The organism is Escherichia coli DSM 30083 = JCM 1649 = ATCC 11775 (assembly GCF_003697165.2).
Taxonomy (GTDB): Bacteria; Pseudomonadota; Gammaproteobacteria; order Enterobacterales; family Enterobacteriaceae; genus Escherichia; species Escherichia coli.
The window spans coordinates 2,146,042-2,168,431 of record NZ_CP033092.2; the positions used below are offsets into that span (position 1 = coordinate 2,146,042).

Below are 22,390 nucleotides of genomic sequence, written 5' to 3' on the forward strand. Positions count from 1 at the left end.
CTGCCTGATGCGCTATGCTTATCAGGCCTACATAGCCCCTGCAATATATTGAATTAGCAAGACTTTGTAGGCCGGATAAGGCGTTCACGCCGCATCCGGCAGTATTACCAGACCTTTACGGCTTGCGCGCAATCAGCACCGCGCGTTTAGGCGCAGGATAACCTTCCACCGTTTTACCCGGATCATGCGGGTCGAGAAAATCGGCCAGAGACTCGGTGACCATCCATTCGGTGCGTCGCTGCTCTTCTGTGGTGGTAACGCTCACATCTGCAATGCGAATATCAACAAAACCACACTTCTTCAGCCAGTTTTTCAGCGCCAGCGCGGAAGGAATGAAATAGACATTACGCATTTGAGCGTAACGATCGCCCGGCACCAGCACCGTGTTTTCGTCGCCATCAATAACCAGCGTTTCAAGCACCAGTTCACCCTCATTCACCAGTTGATCTTTCAACTGCCAGAGATGCTCGAGCGGTGAACGACGATGATAAAGCACGCCCATCGAAAAGACGGTATCAAAGGCTTTCAGTGCCGGAAGTTGTTCAATACCTAACGGTAACAAATGTGCGCGCTGATCGTTACCCAGTAGTTTACGCACCGCTTCAAACTGGCACAGAAACAGTTGCGTAGGGTCGATCCCCACCGCGAGGTGCGCGCCTGCGCCAATCATGCGCCACATGTGATAACCGCTGCCGCAGCCGACATCAAGAATGGTGCGCCCGGTTAAATCAGAAAGATGGGGCAGAACGCGATCCCATTTCCAGTCGGAACGCCATTCGGTATCGATGTTGACGCCATACAGTGAGAACGGCCCTTTGCGCCACGGCATCAGGTTGCGCATCAGCGTTTCAATGCGCTTAATTTGCCCGGCGCTCAGTGGTTCTTCGCTTTCTGCCGTCACGCTATGCAGTAAATCAAGACGATACGGTTTAATTTCAGGCAGAAATTCCACCGCGTTGGACCACTGCTTAAACAGCCCGTGCTGCTGCTCGCGCTGCCAGTTAGCAATCTGCGCGGGCAGCGTTTCGAGCCAGTGTGAAAGATGATTTTTGGCAATCAGAGAATAAAAGTTACCAAAGTCGATCATGCAGCGTCCTCTGCTTTTAATGCCACCAGTGAACCAAAGTTAAAGCACTGGAACCACAGCTCGCTATGCTCAAAACCGGCTTTATGCAGGCGTGCTTTATGGGTTTCCACGGAATCGGTCAGCATCACGTTTTCCAGCATGCTGCGTTTCTGGCTGATCTCCAGTTCGCTGTAACCGTTGGCACGTTTAAAGTCGTGGTGCATGTTGAACAGCAATTCACCAACTTTGGCATCTTCGAAACTGAATTTTTCCGAAAGCACCAGCGCACCGCCCGGGTTCAGCCCTTGATAAATTTTATCCAGTAACGCCTGGCGCTCGGAAGGTTCCAGGAATTGCAGGGTAAAATTCAGCACCACCATCGATGCGTTTTCAATGGCGATATCGCGAATATCACCTTCAATAACGTCTACTGGCGTAGGAGCTTTATAGGCGTCAATATGACGACGGCAGCGTTCAATCATCGCCGGGGAGTTATCGATGGCAATAATTTTGCAATTATCATGATGAATGTTGCGACGCACCGAGAGCGTCGCCGCGCCCAGAGAACAACCCAGATCGTAAACCTGCGTACCAGGTTGAACGAAGCGCTCGGCTAACATACCAATCATGGAAATAATATTGGAATAGCCGGGAACGGAACGCTGGATCATATCCGGGAAGACTTCAGCTACCCGTTCATCAAAGGTCCAGTCGCCCAGTCTGGCGATAGGGGCAGAAAATAGCGTGTCGCGGTGAGACATAACGTAAAAATCCGGGAAAAAGAAAGTGGCGTATTGTGCGCTAACGCAGGGAGAAAACCAACTCCCAGGGCATATACCAAAGATTCGCCAGCACCATCAGCAACAGCGCACACCAGGTCGCGCTCATGCCAGAACGTCGCCAGCGGAACAGACGGTGATGAAAACCGTAATAATGCATCAGACGACCAGCAAGCAAAACGATGCCGCAAATATGCACCATCCAGGTTTCTGCGCCATTCATTTCCATAAACAGCATCAACATAATCGCGATAGGAATATATTCCACCGCGTTACCATGAATGCGAATAGCGCTTTGCAGTTCGCTAAAACCGCCGTCGCCATAGGCAACGCGGTACTGCATTCGCAGGCGAACGACATCAAAAGAGAACTTCATTAATAACAACGCACTTAAAACGGCATACAGCGCGCTTACCATACAAACTCCCTTTAAAATGGCCGATGGCACCTGTCTATGATAGGTGGCAAATTCAGAAAAGAGAAGATTGCTGTGGAATAGCCGGAACTGCTCCGATCTCTGGAAGCGTTTTACGTAAGTCTTCCCACAGGGTATGTACCAGTTCCGGGGCCTGGGCAATATCTGGCGTATGTAAAAAAAGATAAGGCGTAGTGGTCTGATGCCACTGTGCTAATTTTTGTAACCAGACCTGAAATAACTCCCGGTTTTGCGTCATATCATCACTACCGATAAAACGGATCAGTGGATTTTTCGCCGTCAGTACAGCATGTACCGGAACTTTAGGTTTTTTTCGTTGAGCGTCGCGAATAGCTTCACTGTGTGGACGTGCTGCATGAACCGGGCGGCTGTCTAAAATCACCCGATTAACGCCGCGCTGATGTAAACCGCGATTAAGCGTTTGTTCCTCTTCCCCTTTGGCGAAAAACTGTGGATGGCGGACTTCCACCCCATAATTAAATTCACCGGGAAGAGAATCGAGAAAATGCCAAAGCGCAGGCAGCTCTCGTGGGCCGAATGTGGCAGGCAGTTGCAGCCAGTATTGTCCAATGCGCGGAGCCAACGGTGACATGCGGGTCAAAAATTCAGTCACTAAATCATCGCAATGCCGTAATGCTGCCTGATGCGAAATGGTCGCCGGAAACTTAAAACAGAAGCGGAAGTCATCTGTGGTCTGCTCACGCCAGCGCAGGACAACCTCGGGTTTCGGCAGGGCATAAAGCGTGGTGTTACCCTCCACGCAGTTAAAGTTGCGGGCATACTCTTCAAGGTTGGTGATCCCCAACCGCACCCATTTAGGATGCGACCATTGCGGCAAACCGATGTAAATCATAACGCGTGGAGGATCTCTTCCACACTGCGCACACGGGCGATGCGCGGGTAGATATGATTAATGCTGTTATTGTGCTGCTCGGCGCTAGCGGCGCTACAGGCATCTTCGGCAATCACCAGATTAAAACCGAGTTCCCAGGCATTGCGGGCGGTGGATTCAACACCGATATTGGTCGAGATCCCACATAACACTATTGTATCGATACCCCGGCGGCGTAATTGCAACTCCAGATCCGTACCGTAAAACGCACCCCATTGACGTTTGATGATTTCGATATCGCTGTCGGTTGCACCTAATGCAGCAGGATGTTGCCACCAGTTTTCGGGCAACACTTTTGCGGGGGAGGGGGCATCAACCGGCTGTTTTAATGCTTCGGCGTAATCGGCAGACCAGCCAACGCGCACCAGAAACACGGGCTGACCGCTGGCGCGAAATTTCGCCGCCAGCTTCCCGGCGCGATTAACCACCTCATCGGCAGTATGTGGACCTCCGGCAAAAGGTAAGATGCCTTCTTGTAAATCAATCACCACCAGCGCGGTGGTTTTAGCATTAAGTTCAAGCATGATGACTCCTGACAAAACAAAATCGTGCCTCTCACCTTAATGCGATTAGCCGATGGCGGAACGACAAATTTTGTTAATTTTTATGAGTTCGGGCAACACCTTTATAGCAAACTGGCGTAGAGTCTGATTTCAGGCCCGATATAAAGTGGTAACGAGGCGTTCCAGCGCGGGCCAGGCTCTTACGGTGCGGCAGAATTTCCAGTATAATAGCCGCCTTTTTTCATTCAGTTGTGACATACAGCTAACGCTGCGACTTGGTCACCTGCGCAGCAGGGGGCATCCGCCGGCAGCTAAGTTAAGGGATATCTCATGCGTACAGAATATTGTGGACAGCTCCGTTTGTCCCACGTGGGGCAGCAGGTGACTCTGTGTGGTTGGGTCAACCGTCGTCGTGATCTTGGTAGCCTGATCTTCATCGATATGCGCGACCGCGAAGGTATCGTGCAGGTATTTTTCGATCCGGATCGTGCGGACGCGTTAAAGCTGGCCTCTGAACTGCGTAATGAGTTCTGCATTCAGGTCACGGGCACCGTACGTGCGCGTGACGAAAAAAATATTAACCGCGATATGGCGACTGGCGAAATCGAAGTACTGGCGTCCTCGCTGACTATCATCAATCGTGCAGATGTTCTGCCGCTTGACTCTAACCACGTCAACACCGAAGAAGCGCGTCTGAAATACCGCTACCTCGACCTGCGTCGCCCGGAAATGGCTCAGCGCCTGAAAACCCGCGCTAAAATCACCAGCCTGGTGCGCCGTTTTATGGATGACCACGGCTTCCTCGACATCGAAACTCCGATGCTGACCAAAGCCACGCCGGAAGGCGCGCGTGACTACCTGGTGCCTTCTCGTGTGCACAAAGGTAAATTCTACGCGCTGCCGCAATCCCCGCAGTTGTTCAAACAGCTACTGATGATGTCCGGCTTTGACCGCTACTATCAGATCGTTAAATGCTTCCGTGACGAAGACCTGCGTGCTGACCGTCAGCCTGAATTTACTCAGATCGATGTGGAAACTTCTTTCATGACCGCGCCGCAAGTGCGTGAAGTGATGGAAGCGCTGGTGCGTCATCTGTGGCTGGAAGTGAAGGGCGTGGATCTGGGCGATTTCCCGGTAATGACCTTTGCAGAAGCAGAACGCCGTTATGGTTCTGATAAACCGGATCTGCGTAACCCGATGGAACTGACCGACGTTGCCGATCTGCTGAAATCTGTTGAGTTTGCAGTATTTGCAGGTCCGGCGAACGATCCGAAAGGCCGTGTTGCCGCTCTGCGTGTTCCGGGCGGCGCATCGTTGACCCGTAAGCAGATCGACGAATACGGTAACTTCGTTAAAATCTACGGCGCGAAAGGTCTGGCTTACATCAAAGTTAACGAACGCGCGAAAGGTCTGGAAGGTATCAATAGCCCGGTAGCGAAGTTCCTTAATGCAGAAATCATCGAAGCCATCCTGGAGCGTACTGGCGCGCAAGATGGCGATATGATTTTCTTCGGTGCCGACAACAAGAAAATTGTTGCCGACGCGATGGGCGCACTGCGCCTGAAAGTGGGTAAAGACCTTGGTCTGACCGACGAAAGCAAATGGGCACCGCTGTGGGTTATCGACTTCCCGATGTTTGAAGACGACGGTGAAGGCGGCCTGACAGCAATGCACCATCCGTTCACCTCACCGAAAGACATGACGGCAGCAGAACTGAAAGCTGCACCGGAAAATGCGGTGGCTAACGCTTACGATATGGTCATCAATGGTTACGAAGTGGGCGGTGGTTCTGTGCGTATCCATAATGGTGATATGCAGCAGACGGTGTTTGGTATTCTGGGTATCAACGAAGAGGAACAGCGCGAGAAATTCGGCTTCCTGCTCGACGCCCTGAAATACGGTACTCCGCCGCACGCAGGTCTGGCATTCGGTCTTGACCGTCTGACGATGCTGCTGACCGGCACCGACAATATCCGTGACGTTATCGCCTTCCCGAAAACCACGGCGGCAGCGTGTCTGATGACTGAAGCACCGAGCTTTGCTAACCCGACTGCACTGGCTGAGCTGAGCATTCAGGTTGTGAAGAAGGCTGAGAATAACTGATATGGCTTATAAGCGTCCCGTTTCGATCTTAGTGGTCATCTACGCACAAGATACGAAACGGGTGCTGATGTTGCAGCGGCGTGACGATCCCGATTTCTGGCAGTCGGTAACCGGCAGCGTGGAAGAGGGTGAAACCGCGCCGCAAGCTGCCATGCGCGAAGTAAAGGAAGAGGTCACCATTGATGTTGTCGCTGAACAACTGACCTTAATTGACTGTCAGCGCACGGTAGAGTTTGAAATTTTTTCACATTTACGTCATCGCTATGCGCCGGGCGTGACGCGTAATACGGAATCATGGTTCTGTCTTGCGCTTCCGCACGAGCGCCAGATCGTTTTCACTGAACATCTGGCTTACAAGTGGCTTGATGCGTCTGCTGCGGCGGCGCTCACTAAGTCCTGGAGCAACCGGCAGGCGATTGAACAGTTTGTAATTAACGCTGCCTGAACAGGCAGGGCTATCTGGAGATATTTTTATGGCAGGTCATAGTAAATGGGCCAACACCAGACATCGTAAAGCTGCGCAGGATGCTAAGCGCGGTAAAATCTTCACTAAAATCATTCGTGAGCTGGTAACCGCGGCTAAGCTGGGCGGTGGTGATCCGGACGCTAACCCGCGTTTGCGTGCAGCAATTGATAAAGCACTGTCTAACAACATGACCCGTGACACTCTGAACCGCGCAATTGCACGAGGTGTGGGCGGTGATGATGATGCAAACATGGAAACCATCATCTACGAAGGTTACGGTCCTGGCGGCACGGCAATCATGATTGAATGTCTGTCTGACAACCGCAACCGTACCGTTGCTGAAGTGCGTCATGCATTCAGCAAATGTGGCGGTAACCTCGGTACTGATGGTTCCGTAGCTTATTTGTTCAGCAAAAAAGGCGTGATCTCCTTCGAGAAAGGCGATGAAGACACCATCATGGAAGCAGCCCTGGAAGCCGGTGCTGAAGACGTTGTGACCTATGATGACGGCGCGATTGATGTCTACACTGCATGGGAAGAAATGGGCAAAGTACGCGACGCTCTGGAAGCGGCAGGTCTGAAAGCAGACAGCGCGGAAGTTTCCATGATCCCGTCCACCAAAGCTGATATGGATGCAGAAACCGCACCGAAACTGATGCGTCTGATCGATATGCTGGAAGATTGCGACGACGTGCAGGAAGTTTACCATAACGGTGAAATCTCTGATGAGGTTGCAGCGACTCTCTGATGAGGCCTGCTAAACAGCAAAACGGAGACGCGTGATGGCTATTATTCTCGGCATTGACCCGGGTTCGCGCGTGACCGGCTATGGCGTCATCCGCCAGGTAGGCAGGCAACTGTCCTACCTGGGTAGCGGATGCATACGCACCAAAGTGGATGATTTACCGTCTCGTCTGAAGCTCATCTATGCGGGCGTGACGGAAATCATCACCCAATTCCAGCCTGATTATTTCGCCATTGAACAGGTCTTTATGGCGAAGAACGCTGACTCAGCCCTGAAACTGGGGCAGGCGCGCGGCGTGGCGATTGTGGCGGCGGTGAATCAGGAATTGCCGGTATTTGAATATGCGGCACGTCAGGTAAAGCAAACAGTGGTAGGTATTGGTAGTGCCGAAAAAAGCCAGGTGCAGCATATGGTCCGCACCTTGCTGAAACTGCCCGCTAATCCACAGGCGGATGCCGCCGATGCGCTGGCGATTGCCATCACCCACTGCCACGTTAGTCAGAATGCGATGCAAATGAGCGAATCGCGACTGAACCTGGCGAGAGGGCGACTGCGTTAAGTTATACCGCCTCGGTCAGTTCAGGCTGAGGCGTTTCAACTCCCACCGCGTGAATCAACACCAAACCCGGATGATGCCACAAACTGGCTGGCGTGACGGTTTTACGCTCCCACGGAATAGAACCTAAGAACCAGAATTTCCAGAAAGTGAGTTTTGCATTCGGATTGCTATTTAACAATTCTCCAAATGTCTCTATTTCACCCACCGGAATACATAGCGCCTCTTTATAAATATCAAAAACAAATTTTGAACAGAACTGGCGCGAAGATTCGTATTTAAAACCGGTGTGGTAAAGTTTGCGTAGCCGGGAGGGAACCTGTTCAACAATTCGTTGTTTTTGTTGTTCTGTTAGCCCGGCGTCTAATCGCTTTATAGCATAGCGTTGATTAGCAGAGCGTTTAATAAAACGGGATAGCGTAGTGATGGTTGAGAGGGGAACACGGCTTTCTGCAACCAGAAAGTCTTCACCGTTATGACCGATAATGATCCCGACGTGATTACTCCAGCAATTTGATGCAGCTGATATTTGACCAAATAAGGTAGCACCTATACATGTAAAGACGATATCACCAATTTCATATTCAGCAGGATAATTAATATTCACGTTGTCATTCCATTGAAATAGATATGAATATACGTAATAGCATAAAAAATTTATTTTTTTCAGGGGGCGCAATGTGTATTTTTATTACACATTTCTTCGCTGAATATGTAATATTTAAATATTTGCTTCCAATATAATCTGTAGAATAAATTATACTGCGCCATTTTTCAGATCATCGAGACACCTCGCAAGTTTTCTTCATCCTTCGCTGGATATCTATCCAGCATTTTTTTATCATACAGCATTATCTTTGATTCATTACGCAGGAGCGTCATGTGATAGGCAGACTCAGAGGCATCATCATTGAAAAACAACCCCCGCTGGTGTTAATTGAAGTGGGCGGCGTAGGCTATGAAGTGCATATGCCGATGACCTGTTTTTATGAACTCCCTGAAGCGGGTCAGGAAGCGATCGTTTTCACCCACTTTGTGGTGCGTGAAGACGCGCAACTGCTGTACGGTTTTAACAATAAACAAGAGCGCACGTTGTTCAAAGAGTTGATCAAAACCAACGGCGTCGGCCCGAAGTTGGCGCTGGCGATCCTCTCCGGAATGTCAGCGCAGCAGTTCGTTAATGCCGTTGAGCGTGAAGAAGTGGGGGCACTGGTGAAACTGCCGGGTATTGGCAAAAAAACCGCCGAACGCTTGATTGTCGAAATGAAAGACCGATTTAAAGGTTTGCATGGCGATCTCTTTACGCCAGCCGCCGACCTGGTACTCACGTCTCCTGCCAGCCCGGCGACCGACGATGCTGAACAGGAAGCGGTTGCTGCGCTGGTGGCACTGGGCTATAAACCACAAGAAGCAAGCCGCATGGTGAGCAAAATCGCTCGCCCTGACGCCAGCAGTGAAACATTAATTCGCGAAGCCCTACGCGCCGCGTTATGAGGTAAAGGATGATTGAAGCAGACCGTCTGATTTCTGCCGGTACCACTTTGCCGGAAGATGTGGCAGATCGCGCCATTCGCCCTAAATTACTGGAAGAGTATGTTGGTCAGCCGCAGGTTCGTTCGCAGATGGAGATTTTCATCAAAGCAGCGAAACTGCGCGGCGATGCCCTCGATCATCTATTGATTTTTGGTCCTCCGGGGTTGGGTAAAACTACGCTTGCCAATATTGTCGCCAATGAAATGGGCGTTAATTTACGCACGACTTCTGGTCCGGTGCTGGAAAAGGCGGGCGATCTGGCAGCAATGCTCACTAACCTTGAACCACACGATGTACTGTTTATTGATGAGATCCACCGTCTTTCACCAGTGGTGGAAGAGGTGTTGTATCCGGCAATGGAAGATTACCAACTGGATATCATGATTGGTGAAGGTCCGGCGGCACGCTCCATTAAAATTGATTTGCCGCCGTTTACCCTGATTGGTGCAACCACGCGCGCAGGTTCGCTGACATCACCGTTGCGCGATCGTTTTGGTATTGTGCAACGTCTGGAGTTTTATCAGGTGCCGGATCTGCAATATATCGTCAGTCGCAGCGCACGCTTTATGGGGCTTGAGATGAGTGATGACGGCGCGCTGGAAGTTGCTCGTCGTGCGCGCGGTACGCCACGTATTGCCAACCGTCTGCTGCGTCGAGTGCGTGATTTCGCCGAAGTGAAGCACGATGGCACCATCTCGGCAGATATCGCTGCTCAGGCGCTGGATATGTTGAATGTCGATGCTGAAGGTTTCGATTATATGGACCGCAAATTGTTGCTGGCGGTAATCGATAAGTTCTTTGGTGGGCCGGTAGGTCTGGATAACCTGGCGGCAGCCATTGGCGAAGAACGTGAAACCATTGAGGATGTACTGGAACCTTATTTGATTCAGCAAGGCTTTTTGCAGCGTACACCGCGTGGGCGTATGGCGACGACGCGGGCGTGGAATCACTTTGGCATAACGCCGCCAGAAATGCCGTAAGTCGGATTGGTCGCTCGCGCCGCATCCGACACTGGCAGTGTGCCTGATGCGACGCTGTTCGTCTTATCAGGCCTACCAGAGATAGCGAACCGTAGGTCGGATACGGCATGCGGACTGCAGGCAGAGAAAACTGGCCGATTTTCTCTGCACTGGAGGGATAATACAAGGTCGGATAAGGCGCTCGCGCCGCATCCGACAAATATGTTCAGCGAAAGATTAGCTGGCCTGTTTTTTCATCATACTGAGAATAAATAACAGTGCCGCGCATAGCACCACCGACGGGCCTGCAGGTGTATCGTAAAATGCGGAAAAGGTTAAACCGCCAGTCACTGCCACCATCCCCACCAAAACAGCGACACCAGCCATCTGTTCCGGCGTGCGGGCAAAGCGACGTGCAGTAGCAGCAGGAATAATCAGCAGTGAAGTAATAATCAACGCGCCGACAAATTTCATCGCTACACCAATCGTCAATGCCGTCACCAGCATCAACAACAATTTCACGCGCTGTAATTTCACACCATCAACAAACGCCAGATCCGGGCTAATCGTCATCGACAGCAAATTGCGCCATTGCCAGAACAAAATAGCCACCACGATGACCACGCCAATCGCAATAGAGATGAGATCTTCTGGCGTCACTGCCAGTAAATCACCGAACAGGTAAGCCATCAAATCAACACGAATATTAGACATCAGACTAACGACCACCAGGCCCAGCGACAGGGCACTGTGCGCCATAATCCCTAATAACGTGTCGATCGCCAGCTGTGGACGCTTCTCCAGCCATACCAGACCGCCCGCCAGCAGCAGCGTAACTGCAATCACCGCATAGAATGGATTCACGTCCAGCAACAAACCAAACGCGACGCCAAGTAATGAGGCATGAGCCAGCGTATCACCGAAATAAGACATACGACGCCAGACTACAAACGAACCCAGCGGACCCGCGGCACAGGCGAGCATGATCCCGGCTAACCAACCGGGAAATAATAATTCAATCATGAGCGATCATTTCCCCGACGCAAAACAATTCGTCCCTGTAAATCGTGACGATGATTATGATGATGGCGATAGATACCCAGTTGTTCAGCACCACGAGGACCAAACATAGAAATAAACTCCGGATGCAGGGAAACAACTTCCGGTGTGCCGGAACAACAAATGTGGTGATTCAGGCAAAGCACTTCATCGGTTTTTGCCATTACCAGATGCAGATCGTGAGATACCATTAAAACGCCACAATCCAGTTCACGACGCAGTTGGTCAATAAGGTCATATAACGCCACCTGACCATTCACATCCACGCCCTGAGTGGGTTCATCCAGCACTAATAATTGCGGTCGATTTAACAATGCTCGCGCTAACAGTACACGCTGCGTTTCGCCACCCGAGAGCTTTTGCATCGGTGCGTTAATCAGATGCCCGGCCTGGACACGTTTCAGTGCAGGCAAAATATCTTCTTTATGTGTGCCAGGGCGTAAGCGTAAAAAACGGTTTACGGTCAGTGGCAACGTGGTGTCGAGATACAGCTTCTGCGGTACATAGCCGATGCGCAGTTTTCCGTTGCGCTTGATAACCCCTTCATCGGGTGTTACCAGTCCGAGCACTACCCGTACCAGTGTCGACTTACCTGCGCCGTTTGGCCCAAGTAAAGTCAAAATTTTTCCAGGTTTAAGTTCCAGCGACACATCAGAGAGGACGCGGCGTTGGCCAAAAGAAACCGAGACATTTTCCAGGGAAACCAGACTTGTCATGTTAATTTTAGTCTTGCAGTAGTTATGAAATGTTATAATATCACAGTTCTCATATTCATTACGATGATTGGTCGCATTATGTTACATAAAAAAACGCTTCTTTTCGCAGCATTATCCGCCGCTCTCTGGGGCGGTGCAACACAGGCCGCAGATGCCGCCGTTGTCGCTTCGCTTAAACCCGTTGGGTTCATCGCTTCTGCCATTGCTGATGGGGTAACAGAAACGCAGGTTTTACTGCCTGACGGCGCTTCAGAACATGATTATTCACTGCGTCCATCGGATGTAAAACGCTTACAGAACGCGGACTTAGTCGTTTGGGTTGGCCCGGAGATGGAAGCGTTCATGCAAAAACCGGTAAGTAAATTACCAGAAGCGAAACAGGTAACGATTGCGCAGCTAGAAGATGTGAAACCGCTGCTGATGAAAAGTATTCACGACGATGATGATGATCACGATCACGCGGAAAAAAGTGACGAAGATCACCATCACGGCGATTTCAACATGCATCTTTGGCTTTCCCCAGAGATAGCGCGGGCTACAGCGGTTGCAATCCATGGAAAATTAGTGGAACTTATGCCGCAAAGTCGAGCCAAACTTGACGCCAACCTGAAGGATTTTGAGGCACAATTAGCCTCAACCGAAACGCAGGTTGGTAACGAGCTCGCGCCGCTCAAGGGGAAAGGTTATTTCGTTTTTCACGATGCTTACGGCTACTTCGAAAAACAGTTCGGACTGACACCGCTTGGTCATTTTACCGTTAACCCTGAGATTCAACCTGGCGCGCAGCGTTTACATGAAATAAGAACACAGTTGGTTGAGCAAAAAGCAACCTGCGTTTTTGCTGAGCCACAGTTCAGGCCAGCGGTCGTTGAGAGCGTCGCACGAGGGACATCCGTTCGTATGGGAACGTTGGATCCCCTGGGGACGAATATCAAACTGGGTAAAACAAGCTATTCAGAATTCCTGAATCAATTAGCCAACCAGTATGCGAGCTGCCTGAAAGGAGATTAATGAGGAAGTGATTACGTGCAACAGATAGCCCGCTCTGTCGCCCTGGCGTTTAATAATTTACCGCGACCACACCGCGTTATGTTGGGGTCGCTCACCGTTCTTACTCTGGCCGTCGCTGTCTGGCGGCCCTATGTTTATCACCGCGATGCCACGCCAATTGTCAAAACCATTGAGCTGGAACAGAACGAAATTCGTTCGCTCTTACCTGAAGCCAGTGAGCCGATTGATCAAGCTGCACAAGAAGATGAAGCCATTCCCCAGGACGAACTGGATGACAAAATCGCCGGTGAAGCGGGCGTGCATGAATATGTTGTTTCCACTGGCGATACGCTAAGCAGCATTCTCAATCAGTATGGTATTGATATGGGTGATATCACCCAACTGGCTGCTGCCGACAAAGAATTGCGTAACCTGAAAATCGGTCAACAACTCTCCTGGACATTAACCGCGGACGGCGAACTGCAGCGCCTCACCTGGGAAGTGTCTCGTCGTGAAACCCGAACCTATGACCGTACTGCCGCTAACGGTTTTAAAATGACCAGCGAAATGCAGCAAGGAGAGTGGGTCAACAATCTGCTGAAAGGTACCGTCGGGGGAAGCTTTGTTGCCAGCGCCAGAAACGCCGGTTTAACCAGCGCCGAAGTGAGCGCAGTGATTAAAGCCATGCAGTGGCAAATGGATTTCCGCAAACTGAAAAAAGGCGATGAATTTGCGGTGTTAATGTCACGAGAAATGCTTGATGGTAAACGTGAGCAAAGCCAGCTGCTGGGCGTACGTTTGCGTTCAGAAGGTAAAGATTATTACGCAATCCGCGCTGAAGATGGCAAATTCTACGATCGTAACGGTACTGGTCTGGCGAAAGGATTCTTGCGATTCCCGACGGCGAAACAGTTCCGTATCTCATCTAACTTTAACCCGCGTCGTACTAATCCGGTGACCGGTCGCGTTGCGCCACACAGAGGTGTTGATTTTGCCATGCCACAAGGTACGCCAGTGCTTTCAGTGGGTGACGGTGAAGTGGTGGTTGCCAAACGCAGTGGCGCAGCAGGTTATTATGTGGCTATTCGTCATGGTCGCAGCTACACCACGCGTTATATGCACTTGCGCAAGATCCTGGTGAAACCGGGACAGAAGGTGAAACGTGGCGACCGTATCGCGCTTTCCGGTAATACCGGACGTTCAACCGGGCCGCATCTGCACTATGAAGTATGGATAAACCAGCAGGCCGTAAACCCGCTGACGGCAAAACTGCCGCGTACCGAAGGGCTGACCGGCTCCGATCGTCGCGAATTCCTGGCACAGGCCAAAGAGATTGTGCCGCAGCTACGGTTTGATTAATTAACATCCATTCGCAGCCGGTACGCAGTCAGTACCGGCTTTTTTATTTGGTGCGGGGCAAGTTGCGCCGCTACACTATCACCAGATTGATTTTTGCCTTATCCGAAACTGGAAAAGCATGGAAACGAAAAAAAATAATAGCGAATACATTCCTGAGTTTGATAAATCCTTTCGCCACCCGCGCTACTGGGGAGCATGGCTGGGCGTAGCAGCGATGGCGGGTATCGCTTTAACGCCGCCAAAGTTCCGTGATCCCATTCTGGCACGGCTGGGACGTTTTGCCGGACGACTGGGAAAAAGCTCACGCCGTCGTGCGTTAATCAATCTGTCGCTCTGCTTTCCAGAACGTAGTGAAGCTGAACGCGAAGCGATTGTAGATGAGATGTTTGCCACCGCGCCGCAAGCGATGGTAATGATGGCTGAGTTGGCAATACGCGGGCCGGAGAAAATTCAGCCGCGCGTTGACTGGCAAGGGCTGGAGATCATCGAAGAGATGCGGCGTAATAACGAGAAAGTGATTTTTCTGGTGCCGCACGGTTGGGCCGTCGATATTCCTGCCATGCTGATGGCCTCGCAAGGGCAGAAAATGGCAGCGATGTTCCATAATCAGGGCAACCCGGTTTTTGATTATGTCTGGAACACGGTGCGCCGTCGCTTTGGTGGTCGTCTGCATGCGAGAAATGATGGTATTAAACCATTCATCCAGTCGGTACGTCAGGGTTACTGGGGATATTATTTACCCGATCAGGATCATGGCCCAGAACACAGCGAATTTGTTGATTTCTTTGCCACCTATAAAGCGACGTTGCCCGCGATTGGTCGTTTGATGAAAGTGTGCCGTGCGCGCGTTGTACCGCTGTTTCCGATTTATGATGGCAAGACGCATCGTCTGACGATTCAGGTGCGCCCACCGATGGATGATCTGTTAGAGGCGGATGATCATACGATTGCGCGGCGGATGAATGAAGAAGTCGAGATTTTTGTTGGTCCGCGACCAGAACAATACACCTGGATATTAAAATTGCTGAAAACTCGCAAACCGGGCGAAATCCAACCGTATAAGCGCAAAGATCTTTATCCCATCAAATAAAAAATGCCTCTCGCGAGGAGAGGCCTTCGACTGATGATAAGTTCAAGTTTGCTTCAGAAGATTCGAAATCTGTTGAATTATCATTGAACTGTAGGCCGGATGAGGCGTTTTCGCCGCATCCGGCAACGTACTTACTCTACCGTTAAAATACGCGTGGTATTAGTAGAACCCACGGTACTCATCACGTCGCCCTGGGTGACAATCACCAGGTCACCAGACATCAAGTAACCTTTATCGCGCAGCAGATTAACCGCTTCGCTGGCAGCCGCTACGCCGTCATTAGCGCTATCAAAGTGCACCGGCGTAACGCCGCGATAGAGAGCAGTCAGGTTCAGCGTACGTTCATGGCGTGACATGGCGAAAATTGGCAGACCAGAGCTGATACGGGAGGTCATCAGCGCGGTACGACCCGATTCGGTCATGGTGATGATCGCCGTAACGCCTTTCAGGTGGTTAGCCGCGTACATTGCTGACATGGCAATAGCTTCTTCCACATTGTCGAACTGAACGTCCAGACGGTGTTTAGAAACGTTGATGCTCGGGATTTTTTCCGCCCCCAGGCAAACGCGCGCCATGGCTGCAACAGTTTCTGACGGGTATTGACCAGCAGCAGTTTCTGCCGACAGCATCACAGCGTCAGTACCATCCAGAACGGCGTTTGCTACGTCCATGACTTCTGCACGCGTCGGCATCGGGTTAGTAATCATTGACTCCATCATCTGGGTCGCAGTGATTACCGCGCGGTTAAGCTGACGCGCACGACGGATCAACGCTTTCTGAATGCCGACCAGTTCCGGATCGCCAATTTCCACACCGAGGTCGCCGCGAGCAACCATTACCACGTCAGAGGCGAGGATGATGTCATCCATTGCCTCCTGGCTGCAAACGGCTTCCGCACGTTCAACCTTGGCAACAATTTTCGCATCACATCCTGCATCGCGTGCCAGGCGACGGGCATAGTTCAGATCTTCGCCGCAGCGTGGGAAGGAGACAGCCAGGTAATCTACGCCAATTAACGCCGCAGTCTTAATGTCTGCTTTGTCTTTTTCGGTCAGCGCTTCAGCCGACAAACCGCCGCCAAGTTTGTTGATACCTTTATTGTTGGAGAGGGGACCACCGACGGTCACTTCGGTGAACACTTTCATGCCCTGGACTTCCAGTACTTTTAACTGGACGCGACCATCGTCCAGCAGCAGGATGTCACCAGGCACAACGTCAGCAGGCAGGCCTTTGTAGTCGATACCGACTTTTTCTTTGTCGCCTTCACCTTTACCCAGGTTGGCGTCGAGCAGGAATTTATCCCCAATATTGAGGAAAACTTTGCCTTCTTTAAAGGTGGATACACGGATTTTGGGCCCCTGGAGGTCACCCAGAATAGCCACATGACGCCCCAGTTTTGCGGCAATCTCACGAACTTTATCCGCGCGCATTTTGTGATCTTCAGGCGAGCCGTGAGAAAAATTCATACGTACAACGTTGGCACCCGCCGCGATAACTTTTTCAAGGTTATTATCGCGATCTGTTGCCGGGCCTAACGTGGTAACGATTTTAGTTCTGCGAAGCCTTCTGGACATGTAATACTCCGTTGACTGAAACAACCAGGTGTTGCTTGAACATGAAATCCGAATGAAATAACGCCGCGATGGCGATAAATTAATCTCATTCGGATGTCGTATAAGATTAGGACAGTGACAATCGTTTTTAGCGATCGTCACTTAAATTAAGTAACTGCTTATCAAAACGCGATTCCTTCAGCGCTTCCTTGACCCGCTTCAAGTTATCTCTGAATTTTGTACCGCGCCGCAAAGTAAATCCTGTCGCCAGCACATCTATCACGGTCAACTGTGCAAGTCGAGAAACCATGGGCATATAAATGTCAGTGTCTTCCGGTACGTCGAGGGTAATTGCCAGCGTTGCTTCCCGGGCGAGCGGGGTACCCGCAGAGGTGAGGGCAATTACCATAGCGTCGTTTTCGCGTGCCAGCTGCGCCAGCTCGACCAGATTTTTTGTTCTTCCAGTATGAGAAATCAGCACCACCACGTCTCCGTCGCTACAATTCATACAACTCATGCGTTGCAGCACGATATCATCGGAGTACACCACCGGAACATTAAAACGAAAGAACTTATTCATCGCATCGTGGGCAACGGCGGCTGAAGAACCTAATCCGAAAAAGGCGATTTTTTTTGCCTGAGTGAGCAAGTCGACGGCGCGGTTGATGGCAGATTTATCCAGTGAATGACGGACATGATCGAGCGTTGCCATTGCGGACTCAAATATTTTCCCCGTGTATGATTCAACGCTGTCATCTTCATTGACGTTGCGATTAACATAGGGAGTGCCATTCGCCAGACTTTGTGCCAGATGAAGTTTAAAATCAGGAAAACCGCGAGTGTCCATGCTGCGACAGAAACGATTCACCGTCGGTTCGCTAACATTGGCTTCCAGCGCCAGAGCAGCAATACTCGAATGGATCGCGTTATCGGGCGAAGCCAGAATGACCTCGGCAACTTTGCGCTCAGATTTGCTCAAATGTTCCAGCTGAGACTGGATTTTTTCCAGCATATTCATGATGTAAAGAGACTCACGGGTAATGACGATTTCCGCTCTGAAAGAAATCGAAATGCAGTTTTGTCAGATATTACGCCTGTGTGCTGTGTTAATGACAAAAGCAGATAAAAAAGTTGTTATTTTTTTTCATAACATGATCAGTGTCAGATTTTTACCCAATGGAAAACGATGATTTTTTTATCAGTTTTGCCGCACTTTGCGCGCTTTTACCGTAATCGCACGGGTGGATAAGCGTTTACAGTTTTCGCAAGCTCGTAAAAGCAGTACAGTGCACCGTAAGAAAATTACAAGTATACCCTGGCTTAAGTACCGGGTTAGTTAACTTAAGGAGAATGACATGGCGGTAACGCAAACAGCCCAGGCCTGTGACCTGGTCATTTTCGGCGCGAAAGGCGACCTTGCGCGTCGTAAATTGCTGCCTTCCCTGTATCAACTGGAAAAAGCCGGTCAGCTCAACCCGGACACCCGGATTATCGGCGTAGGGCGTGCTGACTGGGATAAAGCGGCTTATACCAAAGTTGTCCGCGAGGCGCTCGAAACTTTCATGAAAGAAACCATTGATGAAGGTTTATGGGACACCCTGAGTGCACGTCTGGATTTTTGTAATCTTGATGTCAATGACACTGCTGCATTCAGCCGTCTCGGCGCGATGCTGGATCAAAAAAATCGTATCACCATTAACTACTTTGCCATGCCGCCCAGCACTTTTGGCGCAATTTGCAAAGGGCTTGGTGAGGCAAAACTGAATGCTAAACCGGCACGCGTAGTCATGGAGAAACCGCTGGGGACGTCGCTGGCGACCTCGCAGGAAATCAACGATCAGGTTGGCGAATACTTCGAGGAGTGCCAGGTTTACCGTATCGACCACTATCTTGGTAAAGAAACAGTGCTGAACCTGTTGGCGCTGCGTTTTGCTAACTCTCTGTTTGTGAACAACTGGGACAATCGCACCATTGATCATGTTGAGATTACCGTGGCAGAAGAAGTGGGGATCGAAGGGCGCTGGGGCTATTTTGATAAAGCCGGTCAGATGCGCGACATGATCCAGAACCACCTGCTGCAAATTCTTTGCATGATTGCGATGTCTCCGCCGTCTGACCTGAGCGCAGACAGCATCCGCGATGAAAAAGTGAAAGTACTGAAGTCTCTGCGCCGCATCGACCGCTCCAACGTGCGCGAAAAAACCGTACGCGGGCAATATACTGCGGGCTTCGCTCAGGGCAAAAAAGTGCCGGGCTATCTGGAAGAAGAGGGCGCGAACAAGAGCAGCAATACAGAAACCTTCGTGGCGATCCGCATCGACATTGATAACTGGCGCTGGGCCGGTGTGCCATTCTACCTGCGTACTGGTAAACGTCTGCCGACCAAATGTTCTGAAGTCGTGGTCTATTTCAAAACACCTGAACTGAATCTGTTTAAAGAGTCGTGGCAGGATCTGCCGCAGAATAAACTGACTATCCGTCTGCAACCTGATGAAGGCGTGGATATCCAGGTACTGAATAAAGTTCCTGGCCTTGACCACAAACATAACCTGCAAATCACCAAGCTGGATCTGAGCTATTCAGAAACCTTTAATCAAACGCATCTGGCAGATGCCTATGAACGTCTGCTGCTGGAAACCATGCGTGGTATTCAGGCACTGTTTGTACGTCGTGATGAAGTGGAAGAAGCCTGGAAATGGGTAGACTCCATTACTGAGGCGTGGGCGATGGACAATGATGCGCCGAAACCGTATCAGGCCGGAACCTGGGGCCCCGTTGCCTCGGTGGCGATGATTACCCGTGACGGTCGTTCCTGGAATGAGTTTGAGTAATATCTGGGCTTATCCTTTATGGTTATTTTACCGGTAACATGATCTTGCACAGATTGTAGAACAATTTTTACACTTTCAGGCCTCGTGCGGATTCACCCACGAGGCTTTTTTTATTACACTGACTGAAACGTTTTTGCCCTATGAGCTCCGGTTACAGGCGTTTCAGTCATGAATCCTCTGAATGAAACGTGTTGTGAATCATCCTGCTCTGACAACTCAATTTCAGGAGCCTTTATGAATCCACAATTGTTACGCGTAACAAATCGAATCATTGAACGTTCGCGCGAGACTCGCTCTGCTTACCTCGCCCGGATAGAACAAGCGAAAACTTCGACCGTTCATCGTTCGCAGTTGGCATGCGGTAACCTGGCACACGGTTTCGCTGCCTGCCAGCCAGAAGACAAAGCCTCTTTGAAAAGCATGTTGCGTAACAATATCGCCATCATCACCTCCTATAACGACATGCTCTCCGCTCACCAGCCTTATGAACACTATCCGGAAATCATTCGTAAAGCCCTGCATGAAGCGAATGCGGTTGGTCAGGTTGCGGGCGGTGTTCCGGCGATGTGTGATGGTGTCACCCAGGGGCAGGATGGAATGGAATTGTCGCTGTTAAGCCGCGAAGTGATTGCGATGTCTGCGGCGGTGGGGCTGTCCCATAACATGTTTGATGGTGCTCTGTTTCTCGGTGTGTGCGACAAGATTGTCCCAGGTCTGACCATGGCAGCCCTGTCGTTTGGTCATTTGCCTGCGGTGTTTGTGCCGTCTGGACCGATGGCAAGCGGTTTGCCAAATAAAGAAAAAGTGCGTATTCGCCAGCTTTATGCCGAAGGTAAAGTGGACCGCATGGCATTACTGGAGTCAGAAGCCGCGTCTTATCATGCGCCGGGAACATGTACTTTCTACGGTACTGCCAACACCAACCAGATGGTGGTGGAGTTTATGGGGATGCAGTTGCCAGGCTCTTCTTTTGTTCATCCGGATTCTCCGCTGCGCGATGCTTTGACCGCTGCAGCTGCGCGCCAGGTTACGCGCATGACCGGTAATGGTAATGAATGGATGCCGATCGGTAAGATGATCGATGAGAAAGTGGTGGTGAACGGTATCGTTGCACTGCTGGCGACCGGTGGTTCCACTAACCACACCATGCACCTGGTGGCGATGGCGCGCGCAGCCGGTATTCAGATTAACTGGGATGACTTCTCTGACCTTTCTGATGTTGTACCGCTGATGGCACGTCTCTACCCGAACGGTCCGGCCGATATTAACCACTTCCAGGCGGCAGGTGGCGTACCGGTTCTGGTACGTGAACTGCTCAAAGCAGGCCTGCTGCATGAAGATGTCAATACGGTGGCAGGTTTTGGTCTGTCTCGTTATACCCTTGAACCATGGCTGAATAATGGTGAACTGGACTGGCGGGAAGGGGCAGAAAAATCACTCGACAACAATGTGATCGCGTCCTTCGAACAACCTTTCTCTCATCATGGTGGGACAAAAGTGTTAAGCGGTAACCTGGGGCGAGCGGTTATGAAAACCTCTGCCGTGCCGGTAGAGAACCAGGTGATTGAAGCGCCAGCGGTTGTTTTTGAAAGCCAGCATGACGTTATGCCGGCCTTTGAAGCGGGTTTACTGGACCGCGATTGTGTCGTTGTTGTCCGTCATCAGGGGCCAAAAGCGAACGGAATGCCAGAATTACATAAACTCATGCCGCCACTTGGTGTATTATTGGACCGGTGTTTCAAAATTGCGTTAGTTACCGATGGACGACTCTCCGGCGCTTCAGGTAAAGTGCCGTCAGCTATCCACGTAACACCAGAGGCCTACGATGGCGGGCTGCTGGCAAAAGTGCGCGACGGGGACATCATTCGTGTGAATGGACAGACAGGCGAACTGACGCTGCTGGTAGACGAAGCGGAACTGGCTGCTCGCGAACCGCACATTCCTGACCTGAGCGCGTCACGCGTGGGAACAGGACGTGAATTATTCAGCGCCTTGCGTGAAAAACTGTCCGGTGCCGAACAGGGCGCAACCTGTATCACTTTTTAAGACGACAAATTTGTAATCAGGCGAGAGAAAACTCTGATGAAAAACTGGAAAACAAGTGCAGAATCAATCCTGACCACCGGCCCGGTTGTACCGGTTATCGTGGTAAAAAAACTGGAACACGCGGTGCCGATGGCAAAAGCGTTGGTTGCTGGTGGGGTGCGCGTTCTGGAAGTGACTCTGCGTACCGAGTGCGCAGTTGACGCTATCCGTGCTATCGCCAAAGAAGTGCCTGAAGCGATTGTGGGTGCCGGTACGGTGCTGAATCCACAGCAGCTGGCAGAAGTCACTGAAGCAGGTGCACAGTTTGCAATTAGCCCGGGTCTGACCGAGCCGCTGCTGAAAGCTGCTACCGAAGGGACTATTCCTCTGATTCCGGGGATCAGCACTGTTTCCGAACTGATGCTGGGTATGGACTACGGTTTGAAAGAGTTCAAATTCTTCCCGGCTGAAGCTAACGGCGGTGTGAAAGCCCTGCAGGCGATCGCGGGTCCGTTCTCTCAGGTCCGTTTCTGCCCGACAGGTGGTATTTCTCCGGCTAACTACCGTGACTACATGGCGCTGAAAAGCGTGCTGTGCATCGGTGGTTCCTGGCTGGTTCCGGCAGATGCGCTGGAAGCGGGCGATTACGACCGCATTACTAAGCTGGCGCGTGAAGCTGTAGAAGGCGCTAAGCTGTAAAAGTCAAAATGCCCGATCGAGGATCGGGCA

The 22,390-nt window shown here is 51.0% G+C and carries 23 protein-coding genes; 13 read left to right on the forward strand and 10 right to left on the reverse strand.

The genetic code is table 11. The features are described from left to right. Positions 1-115: 115 nt before the first annotated feature. From cmoB to yecD, 5 genes are read right to left on the reverse strand one after another with little or no spacing between them, the layout of a single operon-like run. Positions 116-1,087 (reverse strand): tRNA 5-methoxyuridine(34)/uridine 5-oxyacetic acid(34) synthase CmoB, encoded by a 972-nt coding sequence (gene cmoB / locus EAS44_RS11375; RefSeq protein WP_000564725.1) that lies wholly within the window; start codon positions 1,085-1,087, stop codon positions 116-118. Next, on the reverse strand, positions 1,084-1,827 hold the full coding sequence (gene cmoA / locus EAS44_RS11380; RefSeq protein ID WP_000019588.1) for a carboxy-S-adenosyl-L-methionine synthase CmoA: 744 nt from the start codon (positions 1,825-1,827) through the stop codon (positions 1,084-1,086). The genes cmoB and cmoA overlap by 4 nt, the downstream gene beginning before the upstream one ends. Positions 1,828-1,867: 40 nt before the next feature. After that, on the reverse strand, positions 1,868-2,263 hold the full coding sequence (yecN, locus tag EAS44_RS11385) for an MAPEG family protein (RefSeq protein ID WP_001313931.1): 396 nt from the start codon (positions 2,261-2,263) through the stop codon (positions 1,868-1,870). Positions 2,264-2,315: 52 nt separating this feature from the next. Then, positions 2,316-3,134 carry a DUF72 domain-containing protein gene (gene yecE / locus EAS44_RS11390; RefSeq protein ID WP_000639256.1) on the reverse strand — a complete coding sequence of 273 codons (819 nt, stop codon included), beginning with the start codon at positions 3,132-3,134 and terminating at the stop codon, positions 2,316-2,318. Continuing rightward, positions 3,131-3,697, reverse strand: a complete 567-nt coding sequence (yecD, locus tag EAS44_RS11395; RefSeq protein WP_000891620.1) for a hydrolase — start codon at positions 3,695-3,697, stop codon at positions 3,131-3,133. The genes yecE and yecD overlap by 4 nt, the downstream gene beginning before the upstream one ends. Before the next feature lie 309 nt (positions 3,698-4,006). On the opposite strand from yecD, the gene aspS reads away from it, so the two are divergent. From aspS to ruvC, 4 genes are read left to right on the forward strand one after another with little or no spacing between them, the layout of a single operon-like run. Further along, complete coding sequence (gene aspS / locus EAS44_RS11400) at positions 4,007-5,779, forward strand: aspartate--tRNA ligase (protein ID WP_001258675.1); 1,773 nt, start codon at positions 4,007-4,009, stop codon at positions 5,777-5,779. Continuing rightward, a complete protein-coding gene (nudB, locus tag EAS44_RS11405) occupies positions 5,772-6,224 on the forward strand; it encodes a dihydroneopterin triphosphate diphosphatase (RefSeq protein WP_077393227.1) in 453 nt (150 codons plus the stop codon). The genes aspS and nudB overlap by 8 nt, the downstream gene beginning before the upstream one ends. Positions 6,225-6,252: 28 nt before the next feature. Then, positions 6,253-6,993, forward strand: a complete 741-nt coding sequence (gene yebC / locus EAS44_RS11410; RefSeq protein ID WP_000907234.1) for a YebC/PmpR family DNA-binding transcriptional regulator — start codon at positions 6,253-6,255, stop codon at positions 6,991-6,993. Between the two features lie 34 nt (positions 6,994-7,027). Continuing rightward, positions 7,028-7,549 (forward strand): crossover junction endodeoxyribonuclease RuvC, encoded by a 522-nt coding sequence (gene ruvC, locus EAS44_RS11415; protein ID WP_001295503.1) that lies wholly within the window; start codon positions 7,028-7,030, stop codon positions 7,547-7,549. A 1-nt stretch (position 7,550) separates the two neighbouring features. Here ruvC and yebB read toward each other — a convergent pair whose 3' ends face one another. After that, the gene (gene yebB / locus EAS44_RS11420) at positions 7,551-8,153 is read right to left on the reverse strand and encodes a YebB family permuted papain-like enzyme (RefSeq protein WP_001024939.1); all 603 of its coding nucleotides are present in this window, start codon (positions 8,151-8,153) and stop codon (positions 7,551-7,553) included. Between the two features lie 71 nt (positions 8,154-8,224). On the opposite strand from yebB, the gene yobI reads away from it, so the two are divergent. The 3 genes from yobI (at position 8,225) to ruvB (ending at position 10,059) form a co-directional block, all read left to right on the forward strand. Further along, positions 8,225-8,290 (forward strand): stress response small protein YobI, encoded by a 66-nt coding sequence (gene yobI, locus EAS44_RS11425; protein ID WP_072123646.1) that lies wholly within the window; start codon positions 8,225-8,227, stop codon positions 8,288-8,290. Positions 8,291-8,428: 138 nt separating this feature from the next. Beyond that, entirely contained in the window at positions 8,429-9,040 is a 612-nt protein-coding gene (gene ruvA, locus EAS44_RS11430; RefSeq protein ID WP_000580323.1) for a Holliday junction branch migration protein RuvA, read from the forward strand. Positions 9,041-9,048: 8 nt separating this feature from the next. Next, positions 9,049-10,059, forward strand: coding sequence for a Holliday junction branch migration DNA helicase RuvB (ruvB, locus tag EAS44_RS11435; protein WP_000568519.1), 1,011 nt, complete (start codon positions 9,049-9,051; stop codon positions 10,057-10,059). Positions 10,060-10,275: 216 nt separating this feature from the next. Here ruvB and znuB read toward each other — a convergent pair whose 3' ends face one another. Then, a complete protein-coding gene (znuB, locus tag EAS44_RS11440) occupies positions 10,276-11,061 on the reverse strand; it encodes a zinc ABC transporter permease subunit ZnuB (protein ID WP_000571479.1) in 786 nt (261 codons plus the stop codon). Then, the gene (gene znuC / locus EAS44_RS11445) at positions 11,058-11,813 is read right to left on the reverse strand and encodes a zinc ABC transporter ATP-binding protein ZnuC (protein WP_000202996.1); all 756 of its coding nucleotides are present in this window, start codon (positions 11,811-11,813) and stop codon (positions 11,058-11,060) included. Before znuC ends, znuB begins: the two co-directional genes overlap by 4 nt. Before the next feature lie 78 nt (positions 11,814-11,891). On the opposite strand from znuC, the gene znuA reads away from it, so the two are divergent. From znuA to lpxM, 3 genes are all read left to right on the forward strand, one after another. Further along, complete coding sequence (gene znuA / locus EAS44_RS11450) at positions 11,892-12,824, forward strand: zinc ABC transporter substrate-binding protein ZnuA (RefSeq protein ID WP_001347089.1); 933 nt, start codon at positions 11,892-11,894, stop codon at positions 12,822-12,824. A gap of 15 nt (positions 12,825-12,839) precedes the next feature. Next, complete coding sequence (gene mepM, locus EAS44_RS11455) at positions 12,840-14,162, forward strand: murein DD-endopeptidase MepM (protein ID WP_001184045.1); 1,323 nt, start codon at positions 12,840-12,842, stop codon at positions 14,160-14,162. 118 nt (positions 14,163-14,280) lie between these two features. Continuing rightward, positions 14,281-15,252 (forward strand): lauroyl-Kdo(2)-lipid IV(A) myristoyltransferase, encoded by a 972-nt coding sequence (lpxM, locus tag EAS44_RS11460; protein ID WP_001296141.1) that lies wholly within the window; start codon positions 14,281-14,283, stop codon positions 15,250-15,252. A gap of 131 nt (positions 15,253-15,383) precedes the next feature. Here the strand turns inward: lpxM and pyk are convergent, their stop codons facing one another. Beyond that, a complete protein-coding gene (pyk, locus tag EAS44_RS11465; protein WP_000091149.1) occupies positions 15,384-16,826 on the reverse strand; it encodes a pyruvate kinase in 1,443 nt (480 codons plus the stop codon). 127 nt (positions 16,827-16,953) lie between these two features. Beyond that, positions 16,954-17,823 carry a DNA-binding transcriptional regulator HexR gene (gene hexR, locus EAS44_RS11470; protein ID WP_001056695.1) on the reverse strand — a complete coding sequence of 290 codons (870 nt, stop codon included), beginning with the start codon at positions 17,821-17,823 and terminating at the stop codon, positions 16,954-16,956. A 337-nt stretch (positions 17,824-18,160) separates the two neighbouring features. Here hexR and zwf point away from each other — a divergent pair, with 337 nt between their 5' ends. The 3 genes from zwf (at position 18,161) to kdgA (ending at position 22,360) form a co-directional block, all read left to right on the forward strand. After that, positions 18,161-19,636: a glucose-6-phosphate dehydrogenase gene (gene zwf, locus EAS44_RS11475; RefSeq protein WP_000301724.1), complete on the forward strand. Its 1,476-nt coding sequence runs from the start codon at positions 18,161-18,163 to the stop codon at positions 19,634-19,636. Positions 19,637-19,870: 234 nt separating this feature from the next. Then, positions 19,871-21,682, forward strand: coding sequence for a phosphogluconate dehydratase (gene edd / locus EAS44_RS11480; RefSeq protein ID WP_001069461.1), 1,812 nt, complete (start codon positions 19,871-19,873; stop codon positions 21,680-21,682). Positions 21,683-21,718: 36 nt separating this feature from the next. Continuing rightward, positions 21,719-22,360: a bifunctional 4-hydroxy-2-oxoglutarate aldolase/2-dehydro-3-deoxy-phosphogluconate aldolase gene (gene kdgA / locus EAS44_RS11485; RefSeq protein ID WP_000800517.1), complete on the forward strand. Its 642-nt coding sequence runs from the start codon at positions 21,719-21,721 to the stop codon at positions 22,358-22,360. Positions 22,361-22,390: the final 30 nt, after the last annotated feature.